This is a genomic window from Pseudomonas sp. PDM15 (assembly GCF_014851565.1).
In the GTDB taxonomy this organism is placed as follows: Bacteria; Pseudomonadota; Gammaproteobacteria; order Pseudomonadales; family Pseudomonadaceae; genus Aquipseudomonas.
Genome location: NZ_JACVAA010000004.1, coordinates 267,094 through 282,159 on the forward strand (window position 1 = coordinate 267,094; position 15,066 = coordinate 282,159).

The following is a 15,066-nucleotide window of genomic DNA, read 5'->3' on the forward strand; positions in this document are numbered from 1 at the left end:
CCGGTGCAGACAAAAAAGGCGACCACTGGGGTCGCCTCAAGTTGGAGCAGCGTTGCGATGGAACTCAGCGGACGCCGGCGTTGCGCAGAGCCGCCGGGGTGAAGTCCACCGCCGAGGCCTGGATGCCGTACTGCACGGCGCTCTTCTCTTCGTTGGCCAAGCCTACGGCGATGTAGCGGCCGGCGATGATGTCGTACAGGGCCTCGAAGGCGTACACCGGGACCTGCTGTTCGAACTGTTGGACCAGCATGGCCTGTCCTACACGCCACAGCTGGCCGCGGCCGTCATAGTGCTCGGACACGGCGATCTGCCAGGAGTCCTCGTCGACGAAGAAGCGACGCTTGGCGTAGATGTTGCGCTCGCCGGACTTCAGGGTCGCCTCGACTTCCCATACGCGGTGCAGCTCGTAGCGCGCCAGGTCCTGGTTAGTGTGACCGGCCTTGATGATGTCGTCGTATTTCACGTCCGGCGACTGCAGCTTGTAGCTGTTGTAGGGGATGTACATTTCGCGCTTGCCCACCAGCTTCCAGTCGTAGCGGTTGGGGGCGCCGTTGTACATGTCGAAGTTGTCCGAGGTACGCATGCCGTCGGCGGCGGTACCTGGGCCGTCATAGGCCACCTGCGGTGCACGGCGCACGCGGCGCTGGCCGGCGTTGTACAGCCAGGCCATGCGCGGCTCGGCGATCTGGTCCAGCGAGTCGTGCACCAGCAGCACGTTGCCGGCCAGGCGCGACGGAGCGGTCACGCGCTGCTTGAAGAACAGCAGCGCGTTCTCGGCCTTCTTCGGATCCAGGCCCTTGGTCTGGCTGGGGAACGCCACTTCGTCCTCGAAGTGCACCAGGGTGTAGGCACCATTGGTCTGCGGAGCGGCCTGCACAGTGCTGCGACGCAGGTTGCCGCCGCGGTAGCGGGTGATGTGGTTCCACACCACTTCCAGGCCGTTCTGCGGGATCGGGAAGGCGTAGTAGCGGCTGTCGGCAAAGCCTGCCAGGCCGTTGCCGCCCTCGATCAGGCTGGTGTTGGTCGCGCTCTTCTTGGCCGCCTCATAGATCTCCGCAGGCATCGCCGAGCTGCGGTGGCTGGGGTAGACCACCATCTTGTAGGTCTCGGGATAGCGCTTGAACATGGCGATCTGGCCTTCGGCCAGCTTGTCCTTGTACTGCTCGACGTTCTGCGCGGTGATGGTGAACAGCGGCTGTTCGTTGGCGAACGGGTCGCCGAGGAAACCGCCGGGCAGCACGGCCGCGGCGTTCTTGGCCAGGCCGCCGGTCCAGGCCGGGATGCTGCCGTCGGCGTTGCCGGATTTCTCCGCGCCCACCGGGGTGAGGCTGTCACCGAGCTTGGCGGCCTCTTCCGGCGACACGGCAGCGAGCACACTGCTTGCCAGCAGGGAGAGGGTGAGGGCGCTGATCAGTTGTCTTGTTGTTTTCATGGGACTGATTCTCTGTGGAGCCGAATTAGAAGTTCACGCCGACGCTGAACGCGAGGAAGTCGCGGTCTTCGATCGGGTTGTAGTCGCCACCGAAGAAGTCGGTGTAGGACAGGCTGGCGGTGTAGGTGTTGGCGTATTCGGCGTCGAGGCCGACGCTGACCGCCTTGGCGCCTTCGTTGAACACCGGACCGTAACCGTCCACGTCGTGCGACCAGGAGAGGTTCGGCTTGAGGTTGATGCCGGCGAACACGTTGCTGTAGTCCCACACCGCACGGGCGCGATAGCCCCAGGAGGTGCTGGTGTAGAAGCCGTGGTAGCCGTATTCATTGGCGGAGGCGATGTTGGAAGCGGCGGTACCGTAGGGCGAGCCGTAGATCGAGTCGCGGCCATAACGCACTTCGCTCTGACGCTCCAGACCGCCGATACGGGTGATGCCGGCTTCACCCACCAGGGTCAGGCGATCGGCGCCCATGACCTGATCAAAGAAGTGGGTCAGGGTGGTCTGCGCCTGTGTCACTTCCTTGCGGTTGTAGCCGCGGCTGATGGCATTGGCCTGGGCCAGTGCGCCAGCGAAGCCGCCTTCCGCCAGACCGCCGGATACGCTGGTGGCCAGCTTGCCGGTCATGTCGGTGGTGTTGATCTGCAGCGGCATGTTCGGGCGGTAGCTGAGCTCGCCGGACCAGGCGGTGCCGGTGGGCAGCGAGGTGGAGAAGCTCAGGCCATACAGGCGGATGTCCTCGGGGTACTCGAGGAAGTAGCTGCCACGGCCGAGCAGGATCGGCTGGGCCAGGGCGCCGCCGAGGGTGGTCAGGGCGGCGGTGATGTCCGCGGCGCTGGCGTTCTGCATGCTCAGGTTGGGCGTGCGGCTGTGGTAGTTGAGGAAGTAGGCGGCGTATTCCGCCTCGTCACCCATCCAGCGCAGCGCGGTACCGAACTGGCCGCTGTCCTTGGCGTCGCGATCACCACCGCGCGGCACGATCAGGCCCTCGTCGGTGACGTTCACCTCAGCCATGGCAGCCTGTGCGCCGGGGCCAAAGCCACCGGCCTTGGCAGCCTGGATCGAGGCGATCGAGCTTGGGCCAAGGATAGTGTAGTTGTTGTCGCAACCGTCGGCGACCACGTCGGCGCTGGCGAAGAAGGTGCCGCAGTTGTCGGCGACCGTCTGGTCCCATTCGATCTGGTAGAAGGCTTCGGCCGACAGTTGGTCGGTGAGGCTCTGCGAGACGTAGAACATGTTGACTGGAATCAGGCCTTCCTTGATCTCCGCGCCGGGGCGGCGGAAGGCGGCGGCGTCGATCGGGTTGATCGAGTTGATGCTGTTGCCGATGAAGGTGCTCTCACCCCAGCTGACCACCTGCTTGCCCGCACGCACCGAGCCCGGCAGCTCGCCGATCGAGTAGTTGTGGTAGACGAAGGCGTCGAGGATCTCGGCGCCGGAGGACTGAGCGGCCTGCTTGCGGTTGGAGTCGTCGATGTCCTTCCAAAGGCGCTGCTCGTCCTTCAGTTCGAAGTCGTACCAGTACTTGCCGCGAACGAATACGCCGGTGTCGCCGTATTTCAGTTCGAGGTCGTGGATGCCCTTGAAGATCTTCGAGAAGGTCTCGCCCTTCTTGAAGTTCAGGCGACCGTCGTCACCGGTCTGGGTGAAGCCGGTGCCGCCGTTGGCTTCACCGATGTAGTCCCGATCAGCACTGCGCATCGACCAGCTGGCGCCGACCGAGATGGACGAGTCGAGTTGGCCTTCGATCTCCCCGATGTTGAAGTTGACGGCATGCGCCGGAGCAATGGTGCCGAGGGCGATGGCCAGGGCGAGGGTGTGCGGCTGGAAGATTCCGGGCCTTGTTGTTTTTGTCATGAGGCTCTCCGTGAATGGGGGTGCAACTGGCCGCACACTACCCAGCGGATGACAGGCGCATAAGCGCACCAAGGACGTATTTGCGCTGTCGCTCGAAGGGATTAATAGGCCCCTGCAGCGGCCTTTGGCGCTGTGCAGAAGCGGGCTGAATGCAGGGTCATCAGCGAAACCCCATGGACAATGAAAAAGCCCCGCCGAGGCGGGGCTTGCGGTGTCACGCGGCGTCGCGCTTCAGGCCGGGTTCAACGACCACTGCTTCAGGCGCTGCAGGCTCTCGCGGTAGGGATGCAGGCCGCGCCATAGCAGCAGCACGGAAGCGCTCACGGCGATGCCGGTGACGATCAGCAGCGAGTAGCGCAGGGCGTTGTCGTCGGCGAACACGAAGTCGGTCACCAGGGCCACGGCGGTCGGGCCCAGGCCCAGGCCGATCAGGGTGATGACGAACAGGTACAGCGCCGAGGCCTGACCGCGCATGGAGTTGGGCATGATCTCCTGGATCGCCGCCGGCGCCACGCCGAACGGCATGCTGAGGAAGAACACGGTCGGCGCCATCAGCACGCAGGACCAGAACGCGGTATCCATCAGCGGGAACGCCAGGACGAAGGGCAGGGCGCCGATGGCGGCGTACAGGCCGACCCGCATGTTGGCGTCGCTGCGCCCGTGCTTGGCCAGCCAGTCCGCCAGGCGCCCGCCGAAGACGATGCCGAGGCAGCCGAACACGGCGACGATGGAGCCGTAGATGATACCGACCTGGCCGGCGTCCCAGCCGTAGGTGCGGATGTAGAAGGTGGGGATCCAGGCGGCGCTGCCGTAGCCGGCGAAGGCCAGGCCGGCGAAGCCGAGGTTGTGACACAGCACGGTGCGGCGGTTGCTGCGGATATAGCGGCCGACTTCGGCCAGCGGTACCGCCACGCCGGCGCCCACGCCGCGGCGGGCCGGTTCGCGCACGGCCAGCATCAGCAGGGTGAATAGCACGCCGGCAGCGCCGAGGATCAGGAATATCAGCTGCCAGGGGCGCACTTCGCCGAGCACCGGCAGATGCACGTCTCCCTGGGCCGAGGCGAACTGGATCACCAGGCCGCCGAGCAGGAAGGCGATACCTGAGCCCAGGTACACGCCCATGCCGTACACCGCCATGGCGGTGGCGCGGCGATTGGGCGGGAAGCTGTCGGCGATCAACGAATAGGCGGCCGGCGACAGCGCCGCTTCGCCGACGCCAACGCCGACGCGGCAGATGAGGAACTGCCAGTACAGCTTGGCCATGCCACAGGCGGCGGTCGCGGCGCTCCAGAACAGCACACCGATGGCGATCAGGCCACGGCGGCTCTTGGTGTCGGCCAGACGCCCGAGGGGAATGCCGCAGATGGTGTAGAACAGGGCGAAGGACAGGCCCATCAGCAGGCTCATCTGCGTGTCGCTGATCACCAGGTCGCGGCGGATCGGGCCCACCAGCAGGTTGAGGATCTGCCGGTCGATGAATGACAGCACGTAGGCGACCATCAGGATGGTCACGGTGATCCAGGCAGAAAGGCTGGAGGGATAACCGTTGTTGTTATTAGACATGGGGTCAAGGCTCTCCGCGGCGCCTTCCTGGCGCGCGTTGGGGGTGACGGGTGTGATCCCAGCTTAGGTCCGTATAAGCGCGGCTTAATATCGCTCGAAGGTGTTATCAGTGAGCTGAATCGGGCTGATGCCCTATGACGAATATCTGTGCGCCGGTGCCGTATTAAATCGGGAAAAACTGGACTAATGTGTCGCCTTCTCCACGGATTGGGCGGCAAACATGTCGGGTACATCAGGTATCGATGCCGTACGGCCAGCCAAGCTGGCCGAGCGGGTGGCCGAATCGCTGCAGCGCGACATTGCCGCCATTGGCTGGCCGGTGGGTCGGGTGTTCGGCTCCGAGGCGCAATTGATGGAGCGCTACGGGGTCTGTCGTTCCACCCTGCGCGAGGCGGTGCGTCAGCTGGAGCGCCACGGCGTGGTCAGCATGCGCCGTGGCAGCGGCGGCGGCCTGGTGATCAGTCGCCCGGCACGGGACTCGGCGGCGCTGGCGCTGGCCACCTACCTGGAGCTGACCGACGTCAGTTTCGACGAGCTGTACGAGGCACGCGAACTGGTCGAATCACAGGCGGTGATGCTGGCAGCCGAACGCCTGGACGAGCCCGAGATTCCCCGGGCGCGCCTGCTGATCGCCGAGCTGGGCGAGGAGCAGCCCGGCTGCTTCAACACCGAGCTTCAACTGTTGACCAAGGTGCGCGAGTTCATCTGCCAGGTGGCCGGCAACCCGGCCATCAGCCTGCTGTTCGAGGCCCTGCAGTGCGTCACCGTCAGTGGCCGTACGCCGCGTGATCCGCATGCCTGGCTGCGGGTGCAGGAGGTGTTCGGCCAGGTGCGGCGGCTGAAGATCCAGTTGCTGGAGGCGCTGATCGCCGGCAACGGCCTGGAAGCGCGCGAGCGGGTTTACGACAAGCTGCGGCTGACCCGTGAACTGATCATCGAGCTGCGCGGCAGCCTGCAGCGTGGCCCCACCTCGGCTATGAGCCATCTGGCGGCGGCGCCGGACTTCGCCTTCGGCAAGGTCTACGACAAGAGCGGCCACCGCCTGGCTGTGGTCATCGCGCGCAATATTGCCGCCTCCGGTCTCGGCCCCGGTTCGCGCATCGGCGCCGAGCCGGACCTGCAGGCGCTGCACGGGGTCAGCCGGGCGGTGTTGCGCGAAGCTGTGCGCACTCTCGAGCTGCACGCCATCCTGCGTAGCCGCCGTGGTCCCGGCGGCGGCTTGCTGGTGGACACGCCGGATCCCAGCTACACGGTGCGCCTGGCGGTGGAGTACCTGGGCCAGACCGACACCCTCGGCCCACACTTTCATGCGGTGTGGAAGACCCTGCAGCCGGCGGTGGCCGGTTTCGCCGCCGCGCGTCTTGACGAGGCTGGCCGGCAGCGCCTGCAGGCGGTGATGGAAGTGCTGCATTCCGCCAGTGACGCCGAGCGTCTGCGCCGCAGCGGCGAGCTGGATCGCTGCATCGCCGAGCTCAGTGGCAACCGTGCCCTAGCCCTGTTCGCCCGGGTGCTCAGCGCGGTGGCGGAGAGCTACCCCAGCGGTGACGTGGCGCAATGGATTCTGCAGCGCCTCGGCGAGCACCAGGCGCGTCTGGGCGCCGCGGTGCTGGCCGGCGATGCCAGCCTGGCGCGGCGGCGCATGCTCGACCATATCCGCCTGATCGAGACCGGCTTCGGCCTGACAGGCGATTAGGCTGCGGAGCCGACCCCGGCCGTTCTCGTCGGGGGGTCAGATCACCGCGGCGTTGCGCAGGCTGGCGATCTGCCCGTCGTCCAGACCGAGCAAGCGGCGCAGCAATGCGTCGGTATGCTCGCCGAGCAGTGGCGGAGCCAGGCGGTAGTCCACCGGGGTGGCGGACAGGCGCAGCGGGCTGGCCACCTGTGGAGTGACACTACCCATGCCGTTGCGCATGTCGATGTGCAGGCCGCGGGCCTGCACCTGCGGGTCGGCGAACACCTGGGCCAGGTCATTGATCGGCCCACACGGCACCCCGGCTTCCTCGAGTAGCGCGACCCATTCGGCGGTGCTCTTGAACACCGTGGTCTGGCGCAGCAGCGGAATCAGCTCGGCGCGGTTCGCCACGCGCGCCTTGTTGGTGGAAAAGCGCGAGTCGTCGGGCAAAGCCGGGAGTCCGGCGACCTCGCAAAACTTGCGGAACTGTCCGTCGTTGCCCACGGCGAGGATGAAATCGCCGTCGGCGGTGGGGAAGTCCTGGTACGGCACGATGTTCGGGTGGGCGTTGCCCAGGCGCTTGGGCGCGCTGCCGGTGGCCAGGTAGTTCATCGCCTGGTTGGCCAGGCAGGCCACCTGCACGTCGAGCAAGGCCACATCGATGTACTGGCCCTGGCCGCTCTGCTCGCGGGCGCTCAAAGCGGCCAGCACGCCGACGGTGGCGTACAGGCCGGTGAGGATGTCGGTCAGTGCCACGCCGACCTTCATCGGTCCGGCACCGTCCTCGCCATCGGGCTTGCCGGTCAGGCTCATCAGCCCGCCCAGGCCCTGGATCATGAAGTCGTAGCCGGCGCGCTTGGCGTAGGGGCCGTCCTGGCCGAAGCCGGTGATCGAGCAGTAGATCAGCCGTGGATTGACCGCCTTCAGCGCGTCGTGGTCGAGGCCGTAGGCGGCCAGGCCACCGACCTTGAAGTTCTCCAGCATCACGTCGCACTGCGCCGCCAACTCGCGGACCAGGCGCTGGCCCTCAGGCTGGGTGAAGTCCAGGGTCAGCGACTGCTTGTTGCGGTTGGCGCACTGGAAGTACGCCGCCTCGCGGCTGTCGTTGCCGTCGGCATCCTTGATGTAGGGCGGGCCCCAGTGGCGGGTGTCGTCGCCGCTGCCGGGACGCTCGACCTTGATCACCTCGGCGCCGAGGTCGGCGAGGATCTGCCCGGCCCAAGGGCCGGCCAGCACGCGGGAAAGGTCGAGGACGCGGATATGGGACAGGGCGCCGGGCATGGCGAAGTTCCTTTGTAGGGTGGATGGCGCTCTATCCATCCACCGGTTGTGGGGGAAAACGCTGCGCGGTTTTCCACCCTACGAACTGATAAGGATTGGTAGCTCCCTCTCCTTCCAGGAGAGGACCGTTAGGTTAGAAGAACGCCTGCAGGCCGGTCTGGGCGCGGCCGAGGATCAGCGCATGCACGTCGTGGGTACCTTCGTAGGTGTTGACCACCTCGAGGTTGACCAGGTGACGGGCCACGCCGAACTCGTCGCTGATGCCGTTGCCACCCATCATGTCGCGGGCCATACGCGCGATTTCCAGGGACTTGCCGCAGCTGTTGCGCTTCATGATCGAGGTGATTTCCACCGCGGCGGTACCTTCATCCTTCATCCGGCCCAGGCGCAGGCAGCCCTGCAGGGCCAGGGTGATCTCGGTCTGCATGTCGGCCAGCTTCTTCTGGATCAGCTGGGTCTGCGCCAGCGGGCGGCCGAACTGGGTGCGATCCAGGGTGTACTGGCGCGCGGTATGCCAGCAGAACTCGGCGGCGCCCAGGGCGCCCCAGCTGATGCCGTAGCGTGCGGAGTTGAGGCAGGTGAACGGACCTTTCAGGCCGCGCACATCGGGGAAGGCGTTCTCTTCCGGGCAGAACACGTTGTCCATAACGATCTCTCCGGTGATCGAGGCGCGCAGGCCGACCTTGCCGTGGATCGCCGGGGCGCTCAGGCCTTCCCAGCCCTTCTCCAGGACGAAGCCGCGGATCTCGCCAGCGTCATCCTTGGCCCAGACCACGAACACATCGGCGATCGGGCTGTTGGTGATCCACATCTTGCTGCCGCTGATGCGGTAGCCGCCGTCGACCTTCTTGGCGCGGGTGATCATCGAGCCCGGGTCGGAGCCGTGGTTCGGCTCGGTCAGGCCGAAGCAGCCGATGTATTCGCCGCTGGCCAGCTTGGGCAGGTACTTCTGCTTGGTAGCCTCATTGCCGAACTCGAAGATCGGCACCATCACCAGGGAGGACTGCACGCTCATCATCGAGCGATAGCCGGAGTCGATGCGCTCCACTTCGCGGGCGATCAGGCCGTAGCACACATAGTTCAGGCCGCTGCCGCCGTAGGCCTCGGGGATGGTGGCGCCGAGCAGGCCGGTCTCGCCCATCTCGCGGAAGATCGCCGGGTCGGTCTGCTCGTGGCGGAAGGCTTCCAGCACGCGGGGGGCCAGCTTGTCGGCGGCGAACTGCTGGGCGCTGTCGCGCACCATGCGCTCTTCCTCGGTCAGCTGCTGGTCCAGCAGGAGCGGGTCGATCCAGTTGAAGCTTGCCTTGGCGGCCATGGGCGGTTCCTCGAAACGGTGGGCAGTGAAAACCGGCGCTTGGCCGGGCGATGGAGAGAGACTAGGCCCAGGGACGGCTGCGGGCAAACGAGGTTTTTGCACGCTGTTGTGCGAATAACTCACTCCGAGATAGCCTGAACAGGCAATTTATTCGTTTGCGAGTGAGGTCATGGCATAGATGCGCCGCAGGATTCCCAGTACCGCCGCCCTGGTGGCGTTCGAGTCGGCCGCCCGCCACCAGAGCTTCACCAAGGCCGCCGACGAATTGGTGCTGACCCAGAGCGCGATCTGCCGGCAGATCGCCGGGCTCGAGCAATTCCTCGGTATCGAGCTGTTCCGCCGCTCGCGGCGCGGGGTCAAGCTGACCGAGGCGGGCCTGGCCTATAGTCGCAAGGTGGCGGCGCAGCTCGATGCGGTGGAACGCGACACCCTGGCCGCCATGGGCCAGCAGGGCGCGGTGGCCATCGAGCTGGCGGTGGTGCCGACCTTCGCCACCCAGTGGCTGGTGCCGCGCCTCAAGGACTTCCAGCGCCTGCATCCCGAAGTGACGGTGCATCTGACCAACCGCACCCGACCCTTCCTGTTCGCCGATACCGCCTTCGATGCGGCGATCTACTTCGGCGATGCCGAATGGTCAGGCACCGAGGCGCATTTCCTGATGCCCGAGGAGCCTGTGCCGGTGTGCAGTCCGGAGCTGCTAGACGGCCGTGGGCAGTTCGAGGCTACCGAGCTGGCCCGCCTGCCGCTGCTGCAGCAGACCACCCGGCCCTATGCCTGGCGCCAGTGGTTCGCGGCCCAAGGCCTGAGCGTGCCGCACGATCTCGGCGGGCCGCGCTACGAGCTGTTTTCCATGCTGGCCCAGGCTGCCAGCCATGGCATGGGGGTGGCGCTGATCCCGCCCTTCCTGATCCAGCGCGAGCTGGCCGAGGGGCGGCTGGTGCCGGCGTATCCGGCGGCGCTGCATAGCAGCGACAAGGCCTATTACCTGATGATTCCCGAGCGCAAGGCCGAGTCCGCCGCCCTGCGCGCGTTCCGCGACTGGCTGCTGCAGGCGGCGGGCGAATATCGCGAGGCGTGAGCGGGGCCGATTGGCGCGCATAAAAAAGCCGGGCACTGGCCCGGCTTGATAACTTGCCGTCTCGCTTACGGCGAACCGGCGACCTGGCCCAGCGACATCCACTGGCCGGTCATGGAGCGAGTGTGGCGGTCCACCGTGGTCGGCGCGAAGGCGCGGCCGGAGGTGCTGGCGAGGGCGTTGCTGCCACTGTTCATGTCCATCAGCGCGGCGCGCAGGAACTTCCAGCGGGTCTGCAGCTTGGCCACCACCGGGTTGGCCTTGCCGTCGAGGGCGCCCAGTTCCTTGTCGATCTGCGGCACCAGAACGCGCTCGTCCTGGCCAACGTAGTTGTCCGGCTGTTCACGGGCGATTTCGAAGCTGCCGATGTAGGAGCGGCTGAGGTACTGCACGGCCAGATATTCGACCTGGGCCGGCAGTTCGCCGACCGGATCGGCATTCGGAACGGCACGCGCCACGGTCAGCAGATCGCGCAGGGATTGCGCCAGATCCTGCGGATAGCTCCAGGGCATGTCGTCTTCTTTGGGGCCAAAGGAAACACCTAGGCGTAACTGGGTAACAAGTTTGGTGGTCAATCCGGGAATTTCCGAGCTGGCGCTCATGGCGGCCTGGGAGGCAGTCTCCAGATCGGCGATATCCTTCTCCAGACGAGTCAGATACTCCTCCTGGAAGCCCTCGCCACGGATCAGAAGCAGGCTGCTGGTGGCGCGGCTAGCGTACACCTGTACTTGTTCGGCCGCGGTCATGGCGGCGGCCTGAGCCACGGCTGAAACCGTCGTCAGAATCCCTAGCGTGATGGAAAAAATCAATCGAATCAAAGGATTACGATTCATCCCCGGTCGCTCCTTATTATTCTTGTCGGCGCGTATGTATGGGTTGGCCAGATGGCCGTCAGCGCAGTCGCAACAGCCTACTGCGCTTGCCATAGCAAAGGATGAGCCAAAAGAGTGATTTGCATCGCATTTTTGGCGTCGCGGAGCCGACGCGGCTCCGCCTGTGCTAGCGGGTTCAGAGGGACGGCTGCTGCTGCCAGACCTTGGGCTTGAAGTAGAGCGTCTCGCCGCGGGCCAATCCGGTAAGACTGTCGTGGTCCTTGACCACCTCGGCCTCGATCAGCTCGTCCTGGCCGTCGACCTTCAGGGTCACCCGGGTGATCGCGCCGAGCGGGCGGATGTCGCGAACCTCGGCGCTGCGGTGTTCCTCCACCGCCTGGCGCGACAGTGAGACTTCGTGCGGACGGAACAGCAGGTGCTGGTCCTCGCCGATGTGCAGGCGGTTGGAGTCGCCGAGGAAGTGGTAGACGAAGTCGCTGGCCGGCTTCTCATAGACCTCACCCGGCGAGCCGATCTGCTCGATCACGCCCTTGTTCATCACCACGATGCGGTCGGCCACTTCCATGGCTTCTTCCTGGTCGTGGGTAACGAACACGCTGGTCAGATGCACTTCTTCGTGCAGGCGTGCCAGCCAGCGGCGCAGCTCCTTGCGCACCTTGGCGTCCAGGGCGCCGAAGGGTTCGTCGAGCAGCAGCACCTTGGGCTTCACCGCCAAGGCGCGGGCCAGGGCGATGCGCTGGCGCTGGCCGCCGGACAGCTGCTCGGGGTAGCGGTCGGAGAGCCAGTCGAGCTGCACCATGTTGAGCAGCTCATGCACGCGCTCGGCGATCTCCTGCTCGCTGGGCTTTTCGCCCTTGGGCTTCATGCGCAGGCCGAAAGCGACGTTGTCGAACACGGTCATATGGCGGAACAACGCATAGTGTTGAAAGACGAAGCCGACATTGCGATCGCGCACGTCATGGCGCGACACGTCCTCGCCGTGGAACACGATATTGCCGGTGTCCGGGGTTTCCAGGCCGGCGATGATGCGCAGCAGGCTGGTCTTGCCGCAGCCGGACGGGCCGAGCAGGGCCACCAGCTCGCCGCTGTTGATGTCCAGGTTGATGTCGTTGAGCGCGCGAAAGGCGCCGAAATGCTTGCTGACGTTGCGGATTTCGATGGACATGGCTTATTCCTCGTCGGCATTCGATTTGAGGCGGGACAGACGCGCTTCGCTCCACTGCTTGAGCAGCAGGATGATCAGGGCCAGGGCCAGTAGCAGGCTGGCCACGCTGAACGCGGCGACGTGGTTGTATTCGTTGTAGAGAATCTCGACATGCAGCGGCAGGGTGTTGGTGTAGCCACGGATGTGACCGGACACCACCGACACCGCGCCGAACTCGCCCATGGCCCGAGCGGCGCACAGCACCACGCCGTAGATCAGGCCCCATTTGATGTTGGGCAGGGTCACGTGCCAAAACATCTGCCAGCCGTTGGCGCCGAGCAGGCGCGCGGCTTCCTCTTCCTGGGTGCCCTGTTCCTGCATCAGCGGGATCAGTTCGCGGGCGACGAAGGGCACGGTGACGAACACGGTGGCCAGGACGATGCCGGGCAGGGCGAAGATGATCTGGATATCACGCTCCTGCAGCCATTCGCCGAAGAAGCCCTGGGCGCCGAACAGCAGCACATAGATCAGGCCGGCGATGACCGGAGAGACCGAGAACGGCAGGTCGATCAGCGTCACCAGGATGCTCTTGCCGGTGAACTCGTACTTGCTCACGCACCAGGCGGCGGCCACGCCGAACACCAGGTTGAGCGGCACCGAGATGCCCACGGCGAGCAGGGTTAGCTTCAGGGCGCTGATCGCATCCGGCTCGATCAGCGCGGTGAAGAAGGTGCCCAGGCCGAGCTTCAGCGCCTCGTGCAGCACCACCAGAAGCGGTAGCAGCAGGAAAATCGTAAAGGCCAGCCAGGCACCGACGATCAGGGCGATGCGCCCGGCCGCGCTGCCACGCCGTGCGGCGTTGGCGGCGGCGCTGGCCGACAGGGTTGTAGTCGTCATGGCGGCCTCCTTACGGGCGTTCGATGCGGCGCTGCAGCAGATTGATCAGCAGCAGCAGGATGAAGGAGACCACCAGCATCAGCACACCGATGGTGGTGGCGCCGTGGTAGTCGTACTGGTCGAGCTTGACCATGATCAGCAGCGGCAGGATCTCGGTCTTCATCGGCATGTTGCCGGCGATGAAGATGACCGAGCCGTACTCGCCGACGCCGCGGGCGAAGGCCAGGGCGAAGCCGGTCAGCCAGGCCGGTAACAGCGCCGGCACCAGCACGTGGCGGAACACCTGCAGCGGCTTAGCACCGAGGCAGGCGGCGGCCTCTTCGACTTCGCGCGGAATGTCCGCCAGCACCGGCTGGATGGTGCGCACCACGAAGGGCAGGGTGACGAAGGTCAGTGCCAGGGTGATGCCCAGCGGGGTGTAGGCGATCTTGAAACCGAGCCAGGTGGCGATCTGCCCGACCAGGCCGGCCGGGGCGTACAGCGCGGTGAGGGCGATACCGGCGACGGCGGTGGGCAGGGCGAACGGCAGGTCGATCATGGCGTCGATCAGCTTGCGTCCGGGGAAGTCGTAGCGCACCAGCACCCAGGCCAGCAGCGTGCCGATGATGCCGTTGACAACGGCGGCGGCAAGGGCGGTGGAGAAGCTCAGTTTCAGCGCAGCGAGCACGCGCGGCGCGCTGATGATGGTCCAGATCTGCTCCCAGCTGAGCTGGGCGGCGTGGACGAACATGGCACCCAGGGGAATCAGCACCAACAGGCTGAGGTACACCAGGGTGTAGCCCAGCGTCAGCCCGAAGCCGGGTATGACGGGGGAAATGCGGCGTGACATTGTCTGTCCCTTATTCCGTTGTGAAGCGCCTTGGGGCGGAGGCCGCCCGCGTGAGCCGGTGTTGCGGTTATCACGCGGATCGCTCCGTCCTGAGCACCAGGAAGCCACAGGTCGAGGTCATCGGCCTGTGGCTGCTTTCAGCCGCTTACTGCGCCTGGTAGATCTGGTCGAAGATGCCGCCGTCGTTGAAGAACTTCGGCTGGGCTTCCTTCCAGCCGTTGAAGTCCTTGTCGATGGTCACCAGCTTCAGCTGCGGGAACTGCTTGGCGTATTCGGCGGCGACCTTCTCGTCACGTGGACGGTAGAAGTTCTTCGCGGCGATGCGCTGGCCTTCCTCGCTGTACAGGTACTGCAGGTAGGCGGTGGCTACTTCACGGGTGCCTTTCTTGTCGACGTTCTTGTCGACCACGGCCACCGGCGGCTCGGCCAGGATGGACAGGCTCGGTGCGACGATCTCGAACTGGTCGCCACCCTGTTCCTTCAGGGCCAGGAAGGCTTCGTTTTCCCAGGCCAGCAGCACGTCGCCGATCTGGTTGTTGACGAAGGTGATGGTCGAGCCGCGGGCACCGGTGTCCAGTACCGGTACGTGCTGGTACAGGTTCTTCACGTATTCCTGCGCCTTGGCATCGCTACCGTAGGTCTGCTTGGCCCAGGCCCAGGCGGCCAGGAAGTTCCAGCGTGCGCCGCCGGAGGTTTTCGGGTTCGGGGTGATGACTTCCACGCCCTCTTTGGTCAGGTCGCCCCAGTCCTTGATGCCCTTCGGGTTGCCCTTGCGCACCAGGAACACGATGGTCGAGGTGTACGGCGTGCTGGATTGCGGCAGGCGGCTCTGCCAGTCGGCGGGGATCAGCTTGCCGAGCTTGTTCAGCTCGTCGATATCGCCGGCAAGGGCCAGGGTCACCACGTCGGCCTTGAGGCCGTCGATCACGGCGCGGGCCTGTTTGCCCGAGCCGCCGTGGGATTGCTGGATGGTCACGGCTTCTTTGCCTTGGGCGGTCCAGTGCTTGTTGAAGGCGGCGTTGTACTCCTGATACAGCTCGCGGGTCGGGTCGTAGGACACGTTGAGGATTTCCGCAGCGGCGGCGGCTTGGCCGACGACCAGGACAGAGGTCAGTGCGGAGGCCAGTGCGGCCAGGGCGAAACGACGAATGGACATGGTGCAGCTCCTGA

The 15,066-nt window shown here is 65.5% G+C and carries 12 protein-coding genes; 2 read left to right on the forward strand and 10 right to left on the reverse strand.

Annotation, left to right across the window (positions count from 1 at the left end):
* Positions 1-64: 64 nt before the first annotated feature.
* From IB232_RS12690 to IB232_RS12700, 3 genes are all read right to left on the reverse strand, one after another.
* Entirely contained in the window at positions 65-1,432 is a 1,368-nt protein-coding gene (locus IB232_RS12690) for a DUF1329 domain-containing protein (protein ID WP_192398992.1), read from the reverse strand.
* A gap of 25 nt (positions 1,433-1,457) precedes the next feature.
* Positions 1,458-3,287, reverse strand: a complete 1,830-nt coding sequence (locus IB232_RS12695) for a DUF1302 domain-containing protein (protein ID WP_192398993.1) — start codon at positions 3,285-3,287, stop codon at positions 1,458-1,460.
* Positions 3,288-3,518: 231 nt separating this feature from the next.
* Complete coding sequence (locus IB232_RS12700; protein ID WP_192398994.1) at positions 3,519-4,850, reverse strand: spinster family MFS transporter; 1,332 nt, start codon at positions 4,848-4,850, stop codon at positions 3,519-3,521.
* 220 nt (positions 4,851-5,070) lie between these two features.
* On the opposite strand from IB232_RS12700, the gene IB232_RS12705 reads away from it, so the two are divergent.
* On the forward strand, positions 5,071-6,543 hold the full coding sequence (locus IB232_RS12705; protein ID WP_192398995.1) for a FadR/GntR family transcriptional regulator: 1,473 nt from the start codon (positions 5,071-5,073) through the stop codon (positions 6,541-6,543).
* Between the two features lie 36 nt (positions 6,544-6,579).
* Here IB232_RS12705 and IB232_RS12710 read toward each other — a convergent pair whose 3' ends face one another.
* Together IB232_RS12710 and IB232_RS12715 are read right to left on the reverse strand one after the other, a co-directional pair.
* On the reverse strand, positions 6,580-7,803 hold the full coding sequence (locus tag IB232_RS12710) for a CaiB/BaiF CoA transferase family protein (protein WP_192398996.1): 1,224 nt from the start codon (positions 7,801-7,803) through the stop codon (positions 6,580-6,582).
* Between the two features lie 133 nt (positions 7,804-7,936).
* Positions 7,937-9,118, reverse strand: coding sequence for an acyl-CoA dehydrogenase (locus IB232_RS12715; protein ID WP_192398997.1), 1,182 nt, complete (start codon positions 9,116-9,118; stop codon positions 7,937-7,939).
* Between the two features lie 178 nt (positions 9,119-9,296).
* Here IB232_RS12715 and IB232_RS12720 point away from each other — a divergent pair, with 178 nt between their 5' ends.
* A complete protein-coding gene (locus tag IB232_RS12720; protein WP_192398998.1) occupies positions 9,297-10,196 on the forward strand; it encodes a LysR substrate-binding domain-containing protein in 900 nt (299 codons plus the stop codon).
* A gap of 65 nt (positions 10,197-10,261) precedes the next feature.
* On the opposite strand, the gene IB232_RS12725 is transcribed toward IB232_RS12720, so the two are convergent.
* From IB232_RS12725 to IB232_RS12745, 5 genes are all read right to left on the reverse strand, one after another.
* Entirely contained in the window at positions 10,262-11,026 is a 765-nt protein-coding gene (locus IB232_RS12725) for a hypothetical protein (protein ID WP_192398999.1), read from the reverse strand.
* Positions 11,027-11,201: 175 nt separating this feature from the next.
* On the reverse strand, positions 11,202-12,191 hold the full coding sequence (locus IB232_RS12730; RefSeq protein ID WP_192399000.1) for a sulfate/molybdate ABC transporter ATP-binding protein: 990 nt from the start codon (positions 12,189-12,191) through the stop codon (positions 11,202-11,204).
* A 3-nt stretch (positions 12,192-12,194) separates the two neighbouring features.
* Entirely contained in the window at positions 12,195-13,067 is an 873-nt protein-coding gene (gene cysW, locus IB232_RS12735) for a sulfate ABC transporter permease subunit CysW (RefSeq protein WP_192399001.1), read from the reverse strand.
* Positions 13,068-13,077: 10 nt separating this feature from the next.
* On the reverse strand, positions 13,078-13,896 hold the full coding sequence (cysT, locus tag IB232_RS12740; protein WP_192399002.1) for a sulfate ABC transporter permease subunit CysT: 819 nt from the start codon (positions 13,894-13,896) through the stop codon (positions 13,078-13,080).
* A gap of 145 nt (positions 13,897-14,041) precedes the next feature.
* A complete protein-coding gene (locus IB232_RS12745; protein ID WP_192399003.1) occupies positions 14,042-15,052 on the reverse strand; it encodes a sulfate ABC transporter substrate-binding protein in 1,011 nt (336 codons plus the stop codon).
* Between the last annotated feature and the right edge of the window lie 14 nt (positions 15,053-15,066).